The organism is Chitinophaga sp. 05T412 (genome assembly GCF_056396465.1).
In genome coordinates, this window is record NZ_JBFTLN010000021.1 from 67,859 (window position 1) to 90,560 (window position 22,702).

A 22,702-nucleotide genomic window follows, 5' to 3' on the forward strand; every position below is an offset into this window, starting at 1 on the left:
GAACCCATTTTTATAAAAGCATCGCCACTATGTCTAAGAAACGCTATGATTTGCTCATCTATTTCTTATTACTTACTGCGTTAATAGCAATCGTACTGGGGATTACCCGTTTTATGATTGGCGATCAGATATTTACACAGGAGGTATTTAGATATTGGCTGCTGGTAACCAATGTTATTTTATTTATTCAGGCGGTGCTGTTGCTGAGTTACTATTATAAACAGCAGTACTGGTTACCATTTTACACTGGAATTGCATTTGCTGTTTTGAGTCTTTTTTATGCTATTGTTGTCTATGTGGCGCTCGTTTCAGGCAGTTTCATGTCTATTGTTTTACCGTTGTATTACGTGTTAACAGCCGTTAGTGTGGTATATGGGCTTAGTTTCCTGTTCTCAGCGGTCAGAAAGCAATTATGGCTGAAGGCAGCGGGTATTTTAATGATTGGGAATGGACTTGTCCTGGTTATTTTGTGGGGGCTATACACGCACAACTATCTGAGTGTTAGCGTTGCGGGAAATATAGATAAATTGGCTTTCCTGCTGAGTGTGCTGATACCTGTGTGCTTTGCCGTCCATTTTTTGAGGGAACGGAAGACGTTGAAGGAAGAAGGTCCGGTGTTATTAACACCGGGCCTAAAAGAAAGGACATTGACAATTACCGCAGTCATAGCCGGCTTAATTGTGTTTCCCCTTGGAGCTGTACTGTTGGGATCAGCCAGTAAGTCGGTGTACTGGGATCATCAAAATTTTAAGAGAACCCAGGAGTTAGCTGAATTGTTTGAAGCCAGAATATTTATAAATAGTAAAGGAGATACGCTGCGGTATCGCCTGTTAAAGCCACTTAATTATGATACTGCAGTCAGATATCCACTGGTCGTTTCCCTTCCTTATGGTGGGCAACCAGGAACGGATACCATCCGGCAAATAGAGGGAGCTGCCGCTGCGCTGTTATTGTCCAGCAATGATAACAGGAAGAAGTATCCTGCTTTTTTGTTGGTGCCTAATTGCCCGGCAGGCTCAGGATGGGGTGGCATTCCMAATTATCCGTCTGCAGACGTACTTGTATACGAAACCATTGAATCTCTTGACAAGCAATTTAACATCGATCCAAGGAGGCGTTATGTAACAGGTATTTCCAGGGGAGGGTATGGCGCCTGGAATTTTGTATGCACTCGTCCGGATTTGTTTGCAGCAGCCATTCCCATTTGTGGTGGTGGAAATCCGCAGCTCGCGTTCAGGGCTGCGCATGTGGCAATATGGGCTTTTCACGGAGAAAAAGACAGGAATGTGCCAGTAAGCGGATCACGGGATATGATTAATGCGATCAGGAAAGCAGGAGGCAACCCCAGATATACGGAGTTCGCTAATGAAGGCCATAATATCGGTTATCAGGTGGAGACAACAGCCGGCTTATGGGACTGGCTGTTTGCACAGCAGAAGAATGATTAAAAATAATTTACCGCAATGCTTTCTTTCTATAGCCCTCTTCTTTTTTTACATTCAGTAATGGTAAGATGTCACATTTGCATATCGCCTGGTGTCTTGATGTTTGAACAAAAAAATCAGGAGGATATTCATTATGGCATTACGTATTTCAAAAGTAGTACTCCCGGCAGAGCTGCGGGAATCCATGGTTAAGCAATTAGGCGCTGTTCCTGAGCCAGTTGAGGTGGTATGGCACAACCCTAAAGTAGCTACCGCTAGTCTGGAGATGGGGCGGAAGGTGGGTGAGTGGAATGTATGCGACGAACAACTGAAGTCGTTTGCGCACATGGCGGTTGCCGCAATGGTTGGCTGCAGCTGGTGTCTTGATATCGGCTACTTCCAGGCGCAGCATCAGGGATTAGACCTGACCAAAGCCAGTCAGGTACCCCGTTGGAGGGCATCCAACGTATTTACGCCGTTGGAGCGGGAGGTGATGGAGTATGCGGAGGCAATGACCAACACACCCATAACGGTCACCGATGAATTATCGGCACGTTTGCTGGAACAACTGGGGCCCGCAGCATTGGTGGAGCTGACGGCACTTATTGGCTTTGCTAATCTGTCTACCAGGGTCAACATTGCACATGGTATTACTTCACAGGGCTATTCCGACGCTTGTGAAATTCCGTTAACGAAACGGGCAGGACAGCCCGATGTAGTATTGAAATGATGATCCAGGATTCATTTATTACCCACCGGAATCTGCTATTCACGGTCGCTTACGAGATGCTTGGGTCGGCCACAGATGCAGAAGATATACTGCAGGAGGCATGGCTTCGGTGGGTCAATGTAGATCAATCGCAGGTGCATAATCCGCGTGCTTATCTTATTCGGATGGTTACCCGGCAGGTGCTCAACTGGAAACGAACGTTGTCGCGTCGTCGGGAAGACTATGTCGGCGAGTGGCTGCCAGAGCCGTTGCGGACGCATCCGGATGCGTCTGTGGACCTTGAATTATCGGAGAGTATTTCAATGGCGATGTTAATTGTGCTGGAAACACTTGGCCCAACAGAGCGGGCTGTATTTGTGCTGCGCGAGGTATTCAACCTGCCATACGACGAGATTTCCGAAACCATTGGCAAGTCCACGGTTACGATCCGGCAAATTGCGCGAAGAGCACGCGAACATGTTGCAGCCAGGCGTCAACGGGCGACGATCAGCCGCTCCGATCAGCAGGCCGTGGTGGAGCGGTTCCTGGCTGCCTTGCAAACCGGGCAGTTGCAGCCACTGATGGAAGTGCTGGCACCAGACGTTACACTGATTGCCGATGGTGGTGGATTTGCCGCAGCAGCTCCTCGTCCTGTTCACGGCATTGAAGGGGTAGCGAATTTACTGACACGTCCGAACCGGATGCTGACTGCCAGTGCCTTGTGGCTGAATGGTGAACCGGGCGCCTGGATAGAAAGCAATGGCGCAGCGGCTGCAGTGAGCTTTGTTGTGGAGAATGGGCGGATAACCCGGATCTACGCCATCGCGAATCCGCAAAAGCTGACAAGATTGGATAAACCAGTGGAATTCGGAAGGTAGCTTAGATGGCGGTCATCCTTTTATGGGAGGTTCCGGAATTCTTTCTGCATAAACGCTATAAAGTCTTTCTGCAGGCGACTTTGATGAGGAAGCGTCACCAGGCACCAGGACCTTTTCGAGAAATCATCCTGGAAGGGCAGCATTTTCAAATCGCTGGTTAAGAGCGGTGCAGTGAGCCATTTGGCCAGCACTGTAATACCAAGATTTAATTTCACCATTTCCAGAATGACTTCCGTTAAAGGCATTTTTATTACCCGCGAAGGTTCGGCCTTGTTGGGTTTCAGCACATTTTCTACTAAATCATTATCCTTATCATCCACATCATAGCTGATTAATATCTGTTCCCGGAAGTCCTGCGGGCGTATCACGCGTTGTTTTGCCAATGGATTGGCTTTACTGACAATCACCACCAGTTCATCGGGAAATACCTGCGTGTATTTAAAAGAAGTGTGGTCGAGCGGCTTCCTGGCAGGCCGGTTTACCAGCGCTATATCCAATGTGCCGTTTCGCAAATGGGACATTGGCTCCCGCGTAGCCCCCTCTTTGATGTTGACATTAACGAGCGGAAAGCGCTGATGATATTTCTGAATGAGTCTCGGTAGCCAATTGTAAGTAGTATAGCATTCTGTGCTGATATTGATAGTGCCGCTATCCCCATTTTTCAGCGACTCGATTTCCTGTTCCAGTTTTTGCAGCTCAGCCAGTACTACGGCCGCGCTGTCAATCATCTTTCTGCCGATGGGGGTGAGGTATAGTTTTTTATTTCTTCTGTCAAAAACTTTCGCACCGATTTTCTTTTCCAATTCCTGTACATGATGACTCAAGGCCGATTGAGAGATGAACAGTTTTTCTGCGGCGCGGGTCATTGAGCCTTCTTTTTCAATGGCACTGACTACGGTGAGGTGATGCAGGTTGATATTTAACATGAGTTAAATAGATTGATATCTAAAAATTTATTCATTATTTTCATAGATAAAGGTAGGTTAATTTCACGGGCAGAAATGATCACCATTACTGAAATAATTCACCAAATAAATGGATATGAAAAGATACCTCCTCGCCCTTATTACCTTACTTTTTTCTAATTACACATTGGCACAGGATATACCCGCCCGCTGGGATGAACTGGTGGCCAGCGATTTCCCTGCTGCGCTGCAAAAATCTTCCAGGACCTGTATTTTACCGATCGGTATCCTCGAAAAACATGGGCTGCATGCGCCTATTGGCACAGATCTGATCCATGTACGGGAATGGGCAGCGCAAGCGGTAAAATCAACCTACGCAGTTGTTTTTCCCGATTATTTTTATGGCCAGATAAACGAAGCCCGGCATCAACCGGGTACCTTTTCCCTTCCCAATAAATTGATACTTGACCTCCTGGAAGCTACCTGTGAGGAGATCGCCCGCAATGGTTTTGATAAGATCATCATTCTTAACGGCCATGGCGGCAATCCGGAATTTATAGAATTTTTTATGCAGGGCTTATTGAATAAGCGGCATAACTATGCGGTGTATTTTTACCGGCCCGATGTAGATTCGGAGTATGTCAAAGCCTATCAAAAAAGACATCTTACAGATATAGCAGCAGATCTCCATGGCGGGGAGAGTGAAACGTCTGTTTTAATGCATTATCGCCCTGATTTGATACGCCTGCAGCGCGCAAMAGGTGAAAATGGTCAGAATCAGCATCGCTCTTCTTTACCCGGATTGTACACGCCGATATGGTGGTATTCATCTTATCCTAATCACTACGCCGGCGACGCCTCAAAATCGACAGTGGCATTAGGAAAGTTTATCACAGACCATGAAGTAGCGCAGTTTGTGAAGGCATTAAATGAAGTGAAGGCAGATACAAAAACACTCGAATTGCAAAATGAATTTTTTGATCGGGTAGATCAGCTAAAGTGATATCCGTAGTGTGGAGGACATTTACTCTTAACGGAATTATACCTCAATGTCTCTATAAATATGTCAACCAAAATTAAATGGAGCAGGTTAGCCCTGCTCCATTACAATGATATCAGTGATAGTTTTGATTTTCGTCATCCCATCCACTTTACATCGGGATCTATGAAATTATTCTTCAGGTAAATGTAGCCAAGTTTTCAAGCCGTGTGCCGATAAGAATCTGCAACCTCCGAAACAACATGTAATCCGGATGTTATATTTTAGCAGATTAAACGCCACGTAATAATCTTTCAGCATGCATAGTATAACAGATTTTATTGCTGATTACTGTGATCTATCCGGGCCGGAACTGGAAAAGGTAGCTGCCGCATTTAGTTTTAGGGAGATAGAAAAGGATGCCCTGCTCCTAAAGAAAGGTCAGGTCGCTGGAGCGATATCTTTTATTGTGAAAGGATGTTTTCGTTTATACGCATTAAATGAGAAGGAAGAGGAGATTACCACCTGGTTGGTGTTTGAAGAGATGGTAATAACGGAACCTACCAGCTTTCTGATGCGGCAGCCGTCCAGGTACTATATACAGGCATTGGAGCAAAGCAGTATTTACAGTATCAGCTTTGATCAGCTGCAACAGTTGTACGCCGATATTCCCGCGTTCCAGGAATTTGGACGCAGACTCATGGAAAAATTATTGGTCAGCACCATGTGCCGGGCCACTTTCCTTTTACTGGATACGCCCCAGGAGCGATACGACCGTTTACTCGCACAACCGGAATACATGCAACGTATCGCCTTAAAACACCTGGCTTCCTTTATTGGAATAACGCCTACTTCATTGAGCAGACTCCGGGCCCGTAAGACTTCCTGACATCCTTTTTCTTGTCTTAAGACAATTTTTGACGCTGACATATCCCCGAATTTTGAGGTATGAAAAACAGGCAAATGTCATCAACAGCGATTGTACTTATTACTGGCGCAAACCGTGGATTGGGCCTGGAAACAGCCCGGCAGTTATTGCAAAAAGGACAACAGGTGATACTCTCCTGCCGTAATGAGCGAAAAGGACAGGAAGCGGTTCAACTGTTACAGCAGGAACAGCTAACCCCTGCATTTATTCCCCTCGACATCACTGATCCACAACAGATAAAGGCCGCCTATGAGTGGATCAACGAGCACTATGGTCGCCTGGATGTATTGATTAACAATGCCGCCATATCGGGGGGAAATAATACCCAGGTGACGAAACGAATGTCTAACACTATCCTCGATGGCGATATAGCGGATTTTAAGGCAATATATGATGTCAACGTCTGGGGCCCCCTGCAGCTGACAAGAACGCTGTTGCCTTTGCTGAAGAAAAGCAATCAGGGACGTATTATAAATGTGAGTAGTGAATTAGGGAGTATTCAACTGCATGCGGACCCTGGGTCTCCCATTTATCAGGTGAAAAAATTTGGATATAACAGCTCTAAAACACTACTTAATTTAGTCACTGTTTATTTGCAACAAGTGTTAACCGAAACAGGAATTTCAGTATATGCTGTTAGCCCCGGTTGGGTGAAAACAACCATGGGAACCGCTGCGGCGCCAATGGAAGTGCCGGAAGGCGCATTGGGCATTGTAAAGGCGGTAACAGCACCTATCGATGAAGGGCACTTCTTTAATCATCAATTACAAAAGATACCCTGGTAATATCTTCTTCCAGATTGTAAAAAGGCTTCCGGTCAGGAAGCCTTTTGGTTATTATCGTATGTTATAGCACCTCCTTGCTATTCCCATCTTCACAGATGGTTATTTATAAAATTATTTGGCAGAATAATCAATTTATATTTGCTTTGCCGTACTTTCTGGTCAATGCAGAATATCTATAAAAATATCATCAACCGTCCTTCTTAGCAGGAACTCCTTCTGCAGGCAGCCTATGCTGTCATCTTTCTATTCATTTGTATATCGTTTTGCGTCATCGACAGTAATGTCCATGGACGTGGTTTCCAACCATTAATATTTTTACCGAAATGATTTTTGAAAACAATCAGGCTTTTGCACAAAGCCTTGATCAGCAGGATTCATTACACCTTCTGAGAGCCGAGTTTCTGTTTCCGCAACAAAATAATGCGCCGATCATCTATATGTGCGGAAATTCGCTGGGATTGCAGCCCAGATCATCCCGCAAGTATGTAGACCAGCAACTGAACAACTGGGAAAACCTGGGTGTGGAAGGATGGTTTGAAGGAGAAACGCCATGGATGTATTACCACAAAGAACTAAAAGGGCTCATGGCCAACATCGTTGGCGCCGGCGCGCATGAGGTATGTCCAATGAATACCCTCACCGTGAATTTGCACCTGCTGATGGTAAGTTTCTATCGCCCTGCTGCCACCAGGTTCAAGATTATTATGGAAGCAGGCGCCTTTCCTTCCGATCAATACGCAGTGGAGAGCCAGGTAAGGTTTCATGGCTACGACCCAAAAGATGCTATTATAGAAGTCGCGCCCAGAGAAGGAGAACATACACTGAGAACAGAAGATATACTGTCGGTGATGGCAGCGAATAAAGAAGAGATTGCCCTGGTACTTTTTGGGGGCGTCAATTATTTTACCGGCCAATGGTTTGATATGCCGGCTATTACAAAGGCGGGTCATGCTGCCGGCGCTGTTGTTGGGTTTGATCTGGCGCACGCGGCAGGAAATGTGCCCTTACAACTGCATGATTGGAATATTGATTTCGCTTGCTGGTGTTCTTATAAATACCAGAATGCCGGCCCTGGTGGTATCAGTGGCATTTTTGTACACGAAAAACATTTTTCCGATAAACAGCTCCATCGCTTCGCCGGGTGGTGGGGTTACCAGGAGCAAGAGCGCTTTAAAATGCAAAAAGGGTTTCATCCTGAAGCCGGTGCAGATGGCTGGCAGGTGAGCTGTACTCAGGTGATTCCGATGTCGCTGTATTATGCTTCCCTCAAAATTTTTGAGAAAGCGGGCTTCATGGAACCACTCAGAAAGAAGAGCCAGCAGCTGAGCGCCTATTTATGTTACCTGATCGGTGAAGTGAATAAAAGTCTCGGCTTTGAACAATACAAGATCATTACGCCGTCAACGGCAGGGGATAGAGGCGCCCAGGTATCTATTGTGGCGCAATACAATGCCAAAGAAATATTTCATGCCCTGGTGGCCAATAATGTCCTCGGCGACTGGCGCGAGCCTAACGTGATCAGGTTAAGTCCTGTTCCCCTCTATAACAGTTTTGAAGATGTGTTTCTAACAGCAGAACGGATGCTGACCATCAGCAAAACACTTGTTACACAAAAAAAATAACTGACAGATGGAAATAACACCGGAAATAAAAGACAGACTATCCCGGCTGCACGAGAAGTATGCTGTCATGGGACAGGATATTACAGCCTATCTGGATGGTTTGCTGTATGCAGATTATCTGACTTATTGGGACTACATTCACCTGGATACATTGCTCAGTCTTCAACATCCGAAAACGCCTTTCCCGGATGAGGAAGTTTTCATCATGTATCACCAGATTACGGAACTGTATTTTAAACTGGCGCTGCACGAATGCCGGCAAATCAGTACCAACACATCCCTGACGCCTGATTTTTTTGCCTCCAGACTAAAAAGGATCAATGCCTACTTCACAGCCCTGGTATCATCTTTCGATATCATGGTGGATGGAATGGATAAAGAACAATTCCTGAAATTCAGAATGTCGTTGTTGCCTGCCAGTGGTTTTCAATCCGGGCAGTATCGCATGATTGAAATCTGTTCTACCGACCTGATTCAACTGGTTACCCTTGATAAGCGGGAGGAATTGAAACAGGCATCACTCGCGGAACAGTTTGAATATATCTACTGGAAATACGGCGCATCGGAATTATCTACCGGTAAGCAAACGCTTACCCTGCAACAATTTATCGCGAAATATGCGGGACAACTGTTGCAACTGGCGCAGAATAATATCAGCACTAACTTCTCCGCCCTGTACAAAACATTGAAGGAAAGTGGGGAAGATATGAGTGTGGTAGAAGAAGAACTGAGAAAACTGGATTTGTTTGTAAACGTAGAATGGCCGCTTTCTCACTATAAATCGGCCGTTCGTTATCTGGAGCGTGATCCGGTAGATATTGCCGCTACAGGAGGTACCAACTGGCAGAAATACCTGCCGCCAAGATTCCAGAAAAGGATTTTTTATCCCTATCTGTGGACAACCGAACAGGTGGAACAATGGGGTAAAAGCTGGGTGATGAATGTATTGAAGTCATATAAAATATAGCAGGAGCTTCCTGTCAAAGCGCCGCCGCTTACATCCCTGAGATGTAAGCGGCGTTGTTGTTTTTTTAAAACCTCATAGTTACCCTTGCATTCAGTGCAAATTAGTTTTATATTCGCGTTATTCATTTAAGAACCACGTTATGTTGTACTACAGGCCACTGCGCCGGTAATCTGACATGCATTCATTTAATTTTTCTACAGTGAACAATAATACCCGTGCGCGTCACCCGCGGCTTATTTATTGTTATTTAAAATCGAAAAGATGAACCGACTTGTAAGGCTAAGAAATTGGGGTATTGCATGCTTTTGCTTCCTGTTACCGAAACAGCTATTTTCTCAATCTACCTTTATTCCACCGTATAAAAATACCTGGACCAAACCGCCTCAGGAAATTCCAACGCATACCTCTACAGATGCGCCACTGATGGGTAATGGCGACCTGCTGGCGACATTCGGTTATCAACCCAATAAGCTGAGATACTATATTTCAAAAACTGATTTTGGCAGATGGGTATCCAGATATGGTCATGGAGATGGAGAGTTTAGTCAGGCGGGAAGCAGGCTGGTAGCTCACCTTGATATCGACTTTCAGGCAATAGACAACAATAATGAGCAGTCATTTTCGGCCAGTCAGGATATCTGGAATGGCCAAACTGTGGCCCGGATTGGTAATAATATATCTGTTACTTCCTGGGTTTGCGCTACGCAAAACCTGATTTTTATTAAAGTGGATGCGTTGGAACAGAATGCAAAAGTATCTGTTAATCTGGGGGCGCCGGAAAATAAGATGGCCAAACTTTCTGCCGGACGATTGAAAAATGTTATATGGCAAACACGTTCCTTCGAAGATGAGGTGGATATACCTGCAGAAGCAGCTATTAAGGTAAAGATAATTAATAGTGATACACGGTCAGAAATTCTGGTTAAAAAAGGGCAGCCACTACTCCTGGCGATAGCTGTTGGAAGTAATTTCGGACAGCAGCATCCATTGGGGTTCGTCAGGGACCGCCTTGCGGGTATGGATGAAAGAAGTGTTGCCGGTTTTCTGGAGGAGCATAACGCCTGGTGGAAACAATACTGGCAGAAATCCAATGTGGTATTGAATGATACGGTGATGATGAAAAGCTATTATCAGGGCTTGTATACCATGGGCGCCTGTAGCCGGAATATAAATTTCCCTCCGGGAATTTTTGGATGGATCTCTGATGATACCCCCGCGTGGAATAACGATTACCACCTGAATTACAATTTTGAAGCGCCGTTTTATGCGCTATATACCGCCAACCGCCTGGAACAGGCATTGCCCCATGATGCCCCTGTACTGGCATTTATGCCGAGAGGGAAATGGTATGCAGAACAGGTAACACATACCAGAGGGGTATTATACCCGGTGGGAATTGGCCCCCTGGGAATAGAAGTGACGCGGCAGGTGGATACATTATATTCCCGTTTTCATCCAACAGGTATTGAAAAAGGGGGTATGTTTTGGCAGCAACGGTCTAATGCGGCTTATGCGTTGCTAAACATGGGGCAATACTGGTATAGCACTTATGATACCAATTATGCTGAAAAGATATACCCGTATGCAAAGGCAGTGGCGGAGTTCTGGGAAGATTATCTGAAATTGGAAGATGGACGTTATGTCATTTATAACGACGCCATTCACGAAGGATCTGGCCATGATCTCAATCCTATCCTGTCTTTAGGGTTAGTGCGAAATGTGTTTAATCTGATGATTGATATGAGCGCCAATATGCACATCCATCCAACAGAGATGCAGAAATGGAAAAATATACTGGACCATATCAGCCCGTTTCCCACGCAAGTCCGGAATGGTCGTGTGGTGTTCCGCTATACAGAGAAAGGATTGGATTGGTACGATGGCAATGGCCTGGGTATCCAGCATATCTATCCGTCAAATGCTATTACACTGGATAGCGATACGGCGTTGTTGTCAGTGTCCAGGAATACGGTAGATGAAATGAAACGGTGGAGAGATTATAATACCAGCAGCAGCTTCTTTATGGCGGCCATCAGGGTGGGCTATAATGCAGATACCATCTATAACAAACTGCATGCTTTTATTGCCAATACCCGCCCCAATGGCTTTATCAATAATAATGTGCATGGTATAGAAAATTCATGTGTGGTCACTAATGCTATTGATGAGATGTTATGTATGAGTGTGGGCAATGTGATCCGGTTATTTCCCGTGCTACCGGCAGGGATAGACGCTTCGTTTAACCAACTAAGAGCCAACGGCGCATTTTTGGTGTCTGCCAAAAGAAAATCGGGCAATATTTCTGACGTGGAATTTGTCAGTGAAAGAGGACGAACTTTAACCATCGATAATCCCTGGAAAAACAGGAAGATACGGGTGATCAGAGGAGGTCAGCGTGCAGAAGAAATGAAAGGAGGTAGGTTTACGATATCCACCACGAAGGGCGAAAAAATAAGAATAGTGCCTGAATAAATAAAACAAGAAAATAAAATGGGGCCTTTATGGCCCCGTTTTATTTTTTAATGTCCTGTTGTTATTTTAATAACCGGCGTATAATTAAAATACTGCGAGGGATTTTCTGCGCCTCCCGCGGTACGTGCCGCTGCTCTTAAATAGTAAGTAGTATTGGGTTGCAGCCCGGTGAATGTTTTTTCGTAAGTCGTACTTTCGATAGTAGCATCCGGTGTATTTTGTACATCCTGTGCATCATTCAACTTATAACTATTTACATCTGCACCGGCGGTGGTGCCTATTACTGCCGCTACACGCGCTATTTTCTGCGTATTGGCATTCCGCTTCACCGTATATTTTAGGGTAACACTGTTAGCCGTTATATCGCTGGCGGTTGCATTGATATACAAAAATGGTTTTACCGGTATATCCTGTTGCGTTTGCCCGTTCACTTGTATGGTCAGTGTATCCGGATAGTAGAAAGGACCTTCTGCTATTACTTTATACTTACCGGAGAACAGCATGGCATTTTCATAAGCGCCATCGGCATGTACGGCGGTATTTACCGGATTAGGATTGTTGGTGCTGTATTCCAGTTGATAGTACCGGATCACCGCGCCATTCATGGTTTGTACCGGCACGGCGTTGTTAGTGGTATTATCTTTCAATATACCATATAACCGCGCATCGGGACTTTGGTAATTATCTTTTTTGCAACTGCCGGAGGCAATGGCGGCCAGCAACAGGAAGCTGTATGTATGGAGAAAAGAATGTTTCATGACGAAAATTTTAGAATCCTGGATTTTGAACGAGTCGGCTGTTTTTATCGATTTCCCCGTTGGGTATTTTCTGGTAATACATTCTCGACAGGAAAGTGCGGGTGTTTTTAGGCGTCGGTACAATTTCGAAGGTATACTTCATATTGGCGGGCGACTGGCCATTTTCCCACATCAGCCACGGATAGAGAGAGTGGAACTGGGTATTGTTTAGCACGTCGGTGGCCACTCTCCAGCGGCACATATCCCACCAGCGGTGATTTTCGAAGGCCAGCTCTACTTTCCGCTCATGTCGTACCTGGTCGCGGGTAATGCTTGTCAGTTGTTTGATGCCGGCGCGATCCCTGATTTGATTGATGGCGTTGAGGGCTTCAGCGGTTTTACCCAATTCAATGGCTGCTTCAGCATAGTTGAGCAGTACTTCTCCAAAGCGGAAAATCGTCCATGGAGTGGTAGAGCGACCATCATTGAGCCGGTTTACGGGGTCCATGAATTTTTTAATATAGAAGCCTGTTTTAGTAGGATCACCGGAAATCATAGGGCCGTCTTTACCTACACGTGGAATGCTGTTAGCACCGCTGCCATAGGTGTCGGTGAGATTGGCGGCAGTATATTTCACGCCGTTATCAATCACCCCTCTTCTTATTTCCAGGATACCATTTTGCCATGCGGCGAACGGATGCAAAATACTGGCTACGAACCGGGGATCTTTATTTTTGAATAAATCAGCCGGGTTGCTATATACAATCGGCGCACCGCTTGCGTCATTTACTTTTAAGGTGCCTTTGCTGCCATCTGTATACTCAAATTCTTCCGCCAGTTCCAGGGTCGGATTGGTGGCGCAGCCGTAGTCTATTTTAAAGCTTTGTGGCGCATTGAAGAAATCGAAGCCATGGGCGAGGTCGGGCGACAGATACGTTTTTACAAAAATGATTTCTTTATTTTTCTCCAGGTCACCGGCGGTGAGGAATAGCTGTTGAAAGTTAGTGGCTTTGTCGGTATAACCATTGTACAACTGGAATTTGCCGGAATTGATAATCAGCGCGGCGGCATCAAAGGCTTTTTGCCAGTATCCTTCTGCGTTACCGGAAATACCAACGATGCCATTCAATTGCACGGCGCCATATTTGGCGATAGACGCCGCGTAAAGCATGGCGCGGCATTTAAGCGCATAGGCGGCGTAGCGGGTAGCCCTGTAGCGTTCATCGGCACTATAGGTTTCAGGAAGTTGATCTGTGATGGCATCCAGTTCCGTACCTATGAACTCATATATTTCCTGTTCTTTGTTACGGGGTACTTTCAGTTCTTCCAGGTTGTTGCCATTGAACTGCTGTACTTTGGTAATCAGCGGTACGCCACCATATCGTTTTACCAGGGCAAAATAATAGAAGGCGCGGATGAACCGGGCTTCCGCGAGGAAGCGGTTTTTCAGTTCACTGCTGATGCTGGTGGTAGTACCAATTTTTTCAATGAAATCATTCACGGTTCTTACGTGGTTATATTGCCACCAGGGAAACATTTCATCCCCTAGGATGGGGTCCAGTGTGGCGCCCCAGCTATAGGAACGTACGGCTTCATCTGTTGCCTGGCTGGGAAATGCTGCCTGGTTCCCTTCGCAGGTATAATCAAAATCTTCTGTGGGCAAATTATTATACAGGGTAGCGGTGAGTGCCTGTATGCCTGATAAAGAGCCATAGGCTGCATCATCTGCAATGATGTTTTGGGCTTTCCGGTCAAGGAAGTCCTTATTGCAGGAGCTGATGGCGAGGGCCAGCAGCAGGCAGGAGATGTGTTTATATATGTTTTTCATGTGTAGTCTTGATGGGTGATCAGAATTGCAGGTTGAGTCCCAGGGTAAGTACCCGTTGTTGCGGATAATACTTACCATTACCAGCGTAGTTGGTATCGTCGTTGGTAGGGATTTCCGGATCAATAAATTTCAGGTTGTCGAAGGTGAACAGGTTTTGTGCCGCAAAGTAGCATCTGACCTGTTCTATCCCTACTTTAGCCAGCAATGGTTTAGGCAGATTGTAACCTAATTCCAGTGTCTTCATACGCAGGTAGGAAGCATCTTTCAGCCAGTAAGTGGAAATACGGCGATTGTTGTCGAGGCCATTAGCGATGGTGGACGGATATTTACCCGGCACCCATTCGCTTTGCGGATTATAGGGATCTTTGCGGTGCCAGCGATCGGTAAAGAAAGCGTAGGTATTACTACCGTTGCTGAAAGGATCTTTCAGCGCACCATCAATCAGCACGTTGTAGTTGGCGGCGCCCTGCAGTAAGATGGTCAGGCTAAATCCTTTCCAGGTGGCGGAGAGGTTCAGGCCATAGAACAGTTCAGGTGTATTGCCGCGACCAATAATCGTTTGATCGTTCTGATCTATTATGCCATCGTGGTTGAGATCTTCATATTTGATATCTCCTGGTTTGAGGGTGGTATTTCCTTTTTTATCCTGTATGGCCCAATTGGCTATTTCATCCTGGTTTTGGAATTGTCCGGCGGCGCGGTAGCCCCAGATTGTATTCTGCCATCTGTTTGTTCTGTTGTCTCTCCAGTTGGCGTACGCGTTGGTGGAGTTGGCGCGTTCCAGGTGAACATCTTTGGTGCGGGTCCAGGTGATATTAGGAGATACATTCAATACGATATCACCTATTTTCTTATTGTACCCCAATACCAGTTCAAAGCCCTGTGTGCGGTCGCTGTTCAGGTTTTCCTGTGGCAGGGTGGCGCCGTAAGTGCCGGGTAGCGACAAGTTACGGTTGGCCAGTAATCCGGTTCTGTTGCGATAGAAGAGATCCAGTTCAATGGTCAGCATATCTTTCAGGAAACCGGCTTCAAAGCCGATGTTGGTAGTAGTGGCATTGAACCAGGTGAGCAGTGGGTTTGGTGTGCCGGCGGGCGTAAGACCACTGAGCATATTTCCTCCGAAAATATATTTACCTGCGGGATAAGTATAACCGGTGAGATATTGAAAGGCGCCGGCCCTGGTATCATCTCCAAGTTTACCCCAGGAGCCTCTGACTTTGAGGTTGTTGACGATGTTGGTGGCATTATGGAAGAAAGGTTCCTCACTGATTCTCCAGCCTGCAGAAACGGTGGGGAAGAAGCCCCAGCGGTGATCCGGTGAAAATTTATAGGAGCCGTCGTAACGAAATCCGAGTTCCAGCAGGTAGCGGTTTTTATAGTCGTAGTTCACGCGGCCTACATAACCCATATAGGCTTCTTCACTGGCAGCGCCGTTATTATTTTTGTTGGTACTGGCGCCGGCAAAGAGCTGGTCGAGGCCATCGAGTGTAAACTCACGGTAGGCGTCGAAGTTACCCTGTATGATTTGATTTTGTTCGGCGAGGAGTAAGGCTTTTATATGATGATCGCGGGCAAAGGTGGTGTTGTAGTTGAGGGAGAACTGCAACAGGCTGTTGTCGCGCTGATCATTTAATTGTTTTAAAGTAGAGGGCGCGTTACCGATATATCCGGAGGTATATTTTTTCGTAGCCTCGTCATAGTTATACAGCTCATATTTCTTCTTCCAGATCTTATCATTTTCATTACCTGACTGATAAGAGAACAAGGCTTTGGCACTTAATCCGCTCACATAGGGGATCTCATAGGTAAGCGCCGCGATGCCGCTAAGGTTACGGTATTTCTGTGCCTGATAGCCGGAATAATCGCTGTTGCTGCTGGCGAGTACATTTTGAGAGATGTTGGTGACCGCATAATAATCCGGATTACCGTTGGCATAAAGCGGATAGGTAGGATAGGCTCTTTGCACCTGATCCATGAGTACGCCGGCTTCAACACCCGGATAGTGGCGGTTTTCGAGTCGCCCACCCAGGTTCAGTTCAGCGGTGAGGCGTTTACTGATTTTGGTGCTGATATTACTGCGGAAGTTGTAGCGTTTAAACCAGGTATCGCCGCTGGTCCACATCCCTTGTTGGTTAAGGTATCCGAGGGAAAAGAAGTAGCGGGTGGCTTCGGTACCGCCGCTGACGTTGATGTTGTGGTATTGTTGCGGACTATTTTTCCGGATGGCGGCGTTGAACCAGTTCACGCTTTCATATCCTTTCTGGCCTTCCCGGAATTTCTGTACGGCTTCGGGGCCATATACCACGGGGAGGCTCTGGTTGAGTTGTGATTCATCGGTGAGTTCCGCGAATTCTGTGGCATTCACGAAGCGGGGATATTTGGTATTGCTTTGTATCCCTGTGTATCCGTTGTAAGTAATTTTAGGACGGGATACGGTACCTTTTTTCGTAGTTACCAGTACAACACCATTGGCAGCACGTACGCCGTAAATGGCGGCAGAGGCATCTTTCAGGATGGAGATACTTTCTATTTCGGAAGGGTCCAGTTGTTGAAAGGTAGCCGGAACGCCATCTACAATCACCAGTGCGGGACCAAATCCGCGGATATCAATATTGGAGCCATCTTTACCTGGTTCTCCGCTATATTGCACGGCCCTGATGCCAGGTAATCTGCCGGCGAGGGAGTTGCTGATATCGGTAACGGGTGATTTGGCAATTTCACTTCCTTTTACGGAAGCAACGGCGCCGGTAACATTTACTTTTTTCTGGGTGCCATAACCTACCACCACTATCTGGTTAAGGTCGCTGATGGCGGGCGTGAGTACAATCTGCAGACTGGATTGTCGGCCCACGGCTATTTCCCGGCTGTTATAGCCCACGAGGGAAACTACCAGGACATCTGTTTCTGCAGCATCCAGGCGGAATTCACCGTTGTCGTCTGTGTAGGCGCCTTTCTGGGTGCCTTTAATACTTACGCTTACATACGAAAGCGGGCGACCTTTTTCATCCACCACCTTTCCACTGATGGCAGCGCGGGTGGCGGCTACCACCGGGGTGATGGCTTTGCGGGAAACGATGATGGTTTTGTCGATGATTTCGTAGTAGAGTGGTTGTTGTTTTAAGCAGGTTTTCATTACCTCATCAATAGATGCGCCGGTAATGTTCATGTTCACTGGTTTGGTATCTGTGAGCCATTCATTGCGGTATACAAACGTATAGGACGTTTGATGTTCAATGAGGTCAAACACCTTTTCGAGCGATTTATCTTTCACGTTGAGTGAAATACGCTGTGCGAAGGCGCCGGCAGATACGTTCAAACAAAATAGTGTGAGTAACAGGCTGGTTAGTTTCATAACCCTGATAACTTGATTACGGAGGCAAGGGCCGTTAACCGGGCTGCTTGCCTGACGCCTGAAGCGGCGTCTGGTGAATAGGAACCGTGCTACAGGAACGGTTTTAACATAACAATCCAATTGCATAGATTTGCAGTGTTTGGGTGTAGAAATCAATAATCTTTAGTCGGATGTTGTTTTATAGTAACCCAGACATTCAGCCAGGGGCGGGTCCAAGCGCTCCTGGTTTTTTTATGGATTACCGGGTACGCAGTTTATGGCGCATTTTTCATAACGGAACATTGATTTTGGTTAATAATAGCTTTTGCTAACGGTGGAATATATACTTAGTGCGATACAATTAACTTTCCTTTTTCCAGCCTGGAGTGCACGCCGCTGAGTTCCAGGATACGCATCACGTCCGATAGGGGCATCTGCCGGGGTACTTTCCCGGTAAGATGTCCGGAAGGAGGGGTGCCCTGGTATTCAATATCTATGTCGTACCACCGGGATATTTGCCGTAATACCATCGGGATATTATTGCCGGCAAAGCGGAACATACCTTCTTTCCAGGCAATAGTCTGCGATGTTTCTACTTCCTGTACCAGCATCTCATTGTTATCATTATCAGCAATGGCCTGGTGGCCTGGTGTCAGCAGTTTTTCCTGTTGACCGCTGGTCACTTTCACCGCGCCGGATAACAGGGTCGTATATACGTTTTTTTCATCGGGATAAGACATGATATTGAAGCTGGTACCGAGTACGGCTACTTTTACCTGTCGGGTATATACGAAAAATGGTTTGCCTGCCTGGGGGGCTACTTCAAAGTATCCTTCTCCATTAAGTTCTATAATCCGCTGTGGGCCAGTAAAAGCAGTAGGATACTTTAAGGTGCTGGCGGCGTTGAGCCATACCCGTGAGCCATCGGGGAGCGTGAGTTTATATTGTCCTCCCCGGGGAACGGTCAGGGTATTATAGAGTACTTCGTGGGTATGGGTGTTTTCGGGAGATGTATATAAAAGTGAGCCATCGTCTTTTTTGATGATGGCCACATTGCCTTGAGCGGCTATTTGCCCACTGCTGCTACTGTCTAATATGACTTGTTGTCCGTTGCCGAGGGTAAGAATGGCTTTGTCTGACCCGGGCATTACATCCTGTATAGCGGCCAAAGGTGGCTGGGGTGTTGGTGTACGATGTGTCAACAGGTAGCTGGTGGTAACAACGCCCAATAATATAGCGGCAGCTGCCCACCATACGTATTTTCGTACCCGCGTTGAGGTAGACTGCTGCATGCCCAGGTTATTTTTTATTTGCCGGAGCATGCGTTGTTCGTGATCGCTTTCACTGCTGGCCAATGCCGCCGGAATGTCCACAGGGGCATCCTGACCGGCATTGTACCAGTCTGCATATTCTTTGGCTTCTTCCGGTGTAATCGTTCCCGTTAGCCATTTTTCTGCCAGTATTTCGTATCGCGATGGTGATTGCTCCTCACTCATAACAAGCTGGTGTTTATATTAGGTCAATCGAAATGGGCCTATCCCCATATGCGGCGGAAAAAAAATCAGGGGAGGGTGGAGCAAAGGAGGGAGGAGAGGTGTTTGAGTCCCGATTTCAGTGATTTTATAGCCCTGGCGAGATTATGTTCTACTGCTTTTTCAGAGATATCCATTTCCCGGGCAATTTCTTTCTGGGAGAGCCCGTGCTCGCGGCTAAGCTGATAGGTAACGCGGCAGCGTTCCGGGAGTTGCGCCACCAGCAGGGATAATTGCGCCTTCAATTCTTCGAAACCAAGCCATTGTTCGGTAGAATGGTCGAGTGGTGAAAGTTGTTCCTGTGCATAAGCGGAATACGCCCGGGCTCTTTTTTTTCTGGCCTGTAAATTAATCACCCGGTATTTAGTCGCTACGGCAAGGTAAGCGGCCAGATGACTGGTCAACTCAATTTGCCCTCGGCGGGCCCATATATCGGAGAATACGTCCTGTACCAGCTCTTCGGCTTCCCCGAGGCTGTCCAGTTTATTGGCAGCAATAGAAAAGAGTAGTTTCCAATATCGTTTATACAAAATGGTAAAAGCGCCTTCATCCCCCTGTTGGAGTAGCTGAAACAGTTCCAGGTCGCTCAGTTCATTTGTCATTGGCGTGGCGCTTACAGGCGAATCGGTGTATAAAAGTTGGTTGATATCTAAAGCAAAATAATAAATACCGTTCAATAATCCACCTGTTTTTCCGGCGCTGTAATCGCCACGCCTGTTATGCCCCATTAAAACCTCACCGCCACTCCTGCTTTCAACGCAAACGGTGTTCCCGGTGTATAATGTAACTCTGTTACCGGATGCTGCTCCTGTTGCAGTCTGGTTTCGGTTTCAAATTGCGCTTCATTCCAGTTTACATTAAACAGGTTTTGCGCGCCAAGGGTGAATTCCAGGTTTTTATGCGTATACGCTAATGCCAGGTCGTTCACAAAATAACCATGTGCCGTGACACTGTTATCTTCATTGGCCGGTCTGGCTTTCATATAACGGTAACGCATATTCGCAGAAAATCCTTTACCGAATTGTACGGCGGCGCCGCCGGTGCTGGTCAGCACAGGCGCCAGCGGAATATAGTTGGTCCCTTTAGGCTCATCAATAAAACGGCCATGTGCATAGTTGATATCCGCATCCAGGTATAACCAGCGAACCGGCTGATAACGCACGGTAAGGTCTACACCCAGTCTGCGTGTTTTACCGCTGGGTTCTACTACGGCTTCATCTCCCACATATACAAATTCCTGTTGCAGATAGGTATACCAGATAGCAGGTTGTATAAAGAGGTTATGCAGTGGCTTCCAGATAGCGCCCAAATCAGCGCCGGCAGACATTGGCATAATGTTCCTGCCTTGTTGCTGTATGACTACCCGCATATCGTTGGAGTGAAAACCAAGACCGGTTTTCAGATACCACTGAATATGTGTATTCGGTGAGTAGCTGAAATTTAATTTAGGACTTACCCTGGCCGCCTGCTCCCTACCGGTGGAAGGGAGTAGCTGATCGTGGTAATTAAACAGCAGTTCGTCGAAACGTAATCCCGGTGCAATGGTCCAGCCGTTTTTATGCCACGTTAATCCCGTGTAGGCATATAGGTTAGTTTCGGTACCATTACCCCAGGACTCCCGTCCCAGCAATGAATCCMGGCGATGCACATGATTCAGCTCCAGGTCCATGATATCATCTACCCGAACGCCCACTCCGGATTCCCAGCGGAAATTGCCGAACTGTTGGGTGTACTGTTGCTGAAAGCCAAACATATTGCGATCATCCCGTTGTTCAATTTCATCGCCATTCACCGGATCTTTCAGGAAGAAGGTGAAGTTGGAAAAGAGATTGAATTCATAATGTGTGTAATACAGGAAGGACGTGGTTTCCGCGTTGTTGTTGAAAATATGGCGCCAGGTAAATGCGGCATTGGTACGCTGTGTGTTGCCACCTTCTGTGGGATCAATGGAGCCCCAGCGACTAATCAACCCTTCCGCTACCGCTCTTTCCGGAATTTGCCCGGATGCATTCCAGCCGCTGCGAAAAGTTGAAGCCTGGAAGTTAATATAGTTATGGTCGTTTAGCCACTTGTTATATTTTCCGAAGAGATTCAGCCGGTTAAAATGTTGTGGTACATCAAACGGACCATCACTGTAGCCATAGTCTGCAGCGATATATGCATTCTCTGCACGGGCGCCGCTTTTATGCAACAGGTTAAATAATCCTGTTCCCCGCACGGTGTTGAAGGAACCTGCTTCCAGTTTTACCATGCTGGCAGGAAGGCTGTCGAAAGTATGAAAGCTCACATACCCGGAGGTATTCAGATCTCCTTTGGATGGATAATAAGCACCTTTCCCAAAATCAATCCCTTCAATGGTTTCCGGGATCAGGAAGTGCAGATCAGCATAACCCTGTCCATGTGCATGAGACACCATGTTCACGGGAATGCCGTCCGCACTGATATTAATATCCGTGCCATGGTCGTTATCGAATCCCCGGAGAAATATCTGTTCTGCTTTACCACCGCCGGCGTGTTGGGCAATAAAGAGCCCGGGTACTTTGCGCAGTAAGTCCTGTGCGGTATTGACCGGCGTCATTTTGAGATCCACTTTCAGCATGGCGCGTTCTACTTTCGGCGCAGTTACTTCTATGGGAGAAAGGTGGGATTCCTTTAACGGAATGGAATCTTGCGGTGTTCCCGCATAAGCATAGTGTCCGGCTGCTATCAGCGCAGCGATTGTCATTCGTCTAAGCATTCTTTATATTCATCTTCGTTACCAATTTTTTCAATACCAGCGTGCCCCAGGAAGCGGCTACAAACGGGAACGTGAGCACTGCCATGTGCATGGCCAGCATGCCTAAATCAATCATCACAGAAAGCACGACGGCTATCAATACCCAAACCCCATCTTTAAAATCCTTTCCGGAGAAAGTAATGGCGCATAAAACGGCGTTGAAACTAAGCAACCCCATATGGATGTCTGCTGCGGGTTCTGCAAACTGCAGTGAAATATAGGCGCCCAGCACAGATCCTATCACGCCATACAGCGCCGCAACCGGTGAGCTCACATATACACCCAGGAAAAAAATCAGTCCAGCTAAAATGCTGCCCTGGAAAATCACTTCTCCAAAACCGTGTGTGGTAACGGTGAAATCATCATATGCCTGTGCTACAGAGGTTACTTCTACAGAAGGCGCTATCACGTAAAGATGTTTGAAAACAAACAATAATACCCATGTGATAAGGATAAACGGTAAAGTAAATCCAGGGATGTTCCGTTTAATCATGGCATGCTGAAGTATGGCCGCCAATGCTGATCCAATCATCACCGCGATCCAGATAACCGGGGTGGGCGCAAAATAGAAGGTCAGTGCTACGCCTACCAGCGTAGGGCTAAAGCCATATAATCCCTGGTTAATTTCTTCTTCCGGATAGCGCAACAGCCAGGCGGTACCAGTGCCGGTGCATACGGCCAGCAGAGCGGCAAGCCCCATGATGGCGGAATCATAGAAGATGCCTGTGAGGAAAAGTACACCGGTCCAGGCGTTCGGTTGAAGCATGATTTGCCCTACACCCTTCAGAAGCCGGGTGACAGGTAACAATTTTTGTTCTTGCATGTGTAT

At 46.7% G+C, this 22,702-nt stretch carries 17 protein-coding genes; 9 read left to right on the top strand and 8 right to left on the bottom strand.

Going from position 1 to position 22,702, the window contains the following annotated elements:
• Window positions 1–29: 29 nt before the first annotated feature.
• From AC1DFM_RS32060 to sigJ, 3 genes are all read left to right on the top strand, one after another.
• Window positions 30–1,448, top strand: coding sequence for a carboxylesterase family protein (locus AC1DFM_RS32060; RefSeq protein WP_477080865.1), 1,419 nt, complete (start codon window positions 30–32; stop codon window positions 1,446–1,448).
• Window positions 1,449–1,578: 130 nt separating this feature from the next.
• Window positions 1,579–2,154, top strand: a complete 576-nt coding sequence (locus tag AC1DFM_RS32065; RefSeq protein WP_477080866.1) for a carboxymuconolactone decarboxylase family protein — start codon at window positions 1,579–1,581, stop codon at window positions 2,152–2,154.
• Window positions 2,154–3,011: an RNA polymerase sigma factor SigJ gene (gene sigJ / locus AC1DFM_RS32070; protein ID WP_477080935.1), complete on the top strand. Its 858-nt coding sequence runs from the start codon at window positions 2,154–2,156 to the stop codon at window positions 3,009–3,011. Before AC1DFM_RS32065 ends, sigJ begins: the two co-directional genes overlap by 1 nt.
• 20 nt (window positions 3,012–3,031) lie before the next feature.
• Here the strand turns inward: sigJ and AC1DFM_RS32075 are convergent, their stop codons facing one another.
• Entirely contained in the window at window positions 3,032–3,937 is a 906-nt protein-coding gene (locus tag AC1DFM_RS32075; protein ID WP_477080867.1) for a LysR family transcriptional regulator, read from the bottom strand.
• Window positions 3,938–4,052: 115 nt separating this feature from the next.
• Between AC1DFM_RS32075 and AC1DFM_RS32080 the strand changes: the two genes are divergently transcribed.
• The 6 genes from AC1DFM_RS32080 (at window position 4,053) to AC1DFM_RS32105 (ending at window position 11,669) form a co-directional block, all read left to right on the top strand.
• Window positions 4,053–4,919 (top strand): creatininase family protein, encoded by an 867-nt coding sequence (locus AC1DFM_RS32080; protein WP_477080868.1) that lies wholly within the window; start codon window positions 4,053–4,055, stop codon window positions 4,917–4,919.
• 295 nt (window positions 4,920–5,214) lie between these two features.
• Complete coding sequence (locus AC1DFM_RS32085; protein ID WP_477080869.1) at window positions 5,215–5,784, top strand: Crp/Fnr family transcriptional regulator; 570 nt, start codon at window positions 5,215–5,217, stop codon at window positions 5,782–5,784.
• A gap of 59 nt (window positions 5,785–5,843) precedes the next feature.
• The gene (locus AC1DFM_RS32090; RefSeq protein ID WP_477080870.1) at window positions 5,844–6,608 is read left to right on the top strand and encodes an SDR family NAD(P)-dependent oxidoreductase; all 765 of its coding nucleotides are present in this window, start codon (window positions 5,844–5,846) and stop codon (window positions 6,606–6,608) included.
• Between the two features lie 323 nt (window positions 6,609–6,931).
• Window positions 6,932–8,230, top strand: coding sequence for a kynureninase (gene kynU, locus AC1DFM_RS32095; RefSeq protein WP_477080871.1), 1,299 nt, complete (start codon window positions 6,932–6,934; stop codon window positions 8,228–8,230).
• 7 nt (window positions 8,231–8,237) lie between these two features.
• Complete coding sequence (locus tag AC1DFM_RS32100) at window positions 8,238–9,197, top strand: tryptophan 2,3-dioxygenase family protein (protein WP_477080872.1); 960 nt, start codon at window positions 8,238–8,240, stop codon at window positions 9,195–9,197.
• Window positions 9,198–9,458: 261 nt separating this feature from the next.
• On the top strand, window positions 9,459–11,669 hold the full coding sequence (locus AC1DFM_RS32105) for a glycosyl hydrolase family 95 catalytic domain-containing protein (RefSeq protein ID WP_477080873.1): 2,211 nt from the start codon (window positions 9,459–9,461) through the stop codon (window positions 11,667–11,669).
• A 47-nt stretch (window positions 11,670–11,716) separates the two neighbouring features.
• Here AC1DFM_RS32105 and AC1DFM_RS32110 read toward each other — a convergent pair whose 3' ends face one another.
• The 7 genes from AC1DFM_RS32110 to AC1DFM_RS32140 form a co-directional block, all read right to left on the bottom strand.
• Entirely contained in the window at window positions 11,717–12,427 is a 711-nt protein-coding gene (locus tag AC1DFM_RS32110) for a DUF3823 domain-containing protein (RefSeq protein WP_477080874.1), read from the bottom strand.
• A gap of 10 nt (window positions 12,428–12,437) precedes the next feature.
• Window positions 12,438–14,234 carry a RagB/SusD family nutrient uptake outer membrane protein gene (locus AC1DFM_RS32115; protein ID WP_477080875.1) on the bottom strand — a complete coding sequence of 599 codons (1,797 nt, stop codon included), beginning with the start codon at window positions 14,232–14,234 and terminating at the stop codon, window positions 12,438–12,440.
• Window positions 14,235–14,253: 19 nt separating this feature from the next.
• Window positions 14,254–17,586, bottom strand: coding sequence for a TonB-dependent receptor (locus tag AC1DFM_RS32120; RefSeq protein WP_477080876.1), 3,333 nt, complete (start codon window positions 17,584–17,586; stop codon window positions 14,254–14,256).
• A gap of 326 nt (window positions 17,587–17,912) precedes the next feature.
• Window positions 17,913–19,061: a FecR domain-containing protein gene (locus AC1DFM_RS32125; protein ID WP_477080877.1), complete on the bottom strand. Its 1,149-nt coding sequence runs from the start codon at window positions 19,059–19,061 to the stop codon at window positions 17,913–17,915.
• Window positions 19,062–19,126: 65 nt separating this feature from the next.
• Complete coding sequence (locus AC1DFM_RS32130) at window positions 19,127–19,699, bottom strand: RNA polymerase sigma factor (protein WP_477080878.1); 573 nt, start codon at window positions 19,697–19,699, stop codon at window positions 19,127–19,129.
• A 125-nt stretch (window positions 19,700–19,824) separates the two neighbouring features.
• Entirely contained in the window at window positions 19,825–21,822 is a 1,998-nt protein-coding gene (locus AC1DFM_RS32135; protein ID WP_477080879.1) for a TonB-dependent receptor, read from the bottom strand.
• A 4-nt stretch (window positions 21,823–21,826) separates the two neighbouring features.
• Window positions 21,827–22,696, bottom strand: a complete 870-nt coding sequence (locus AC1DFM_RS32140) for an urea transporter (protein WP_477080880.1) — start codon at window positions 22,694–22,696, stop codon at window positions 21,827–21,829.
• Window positions 22,697–22,702: the final 6 nt, after the last annotated feature.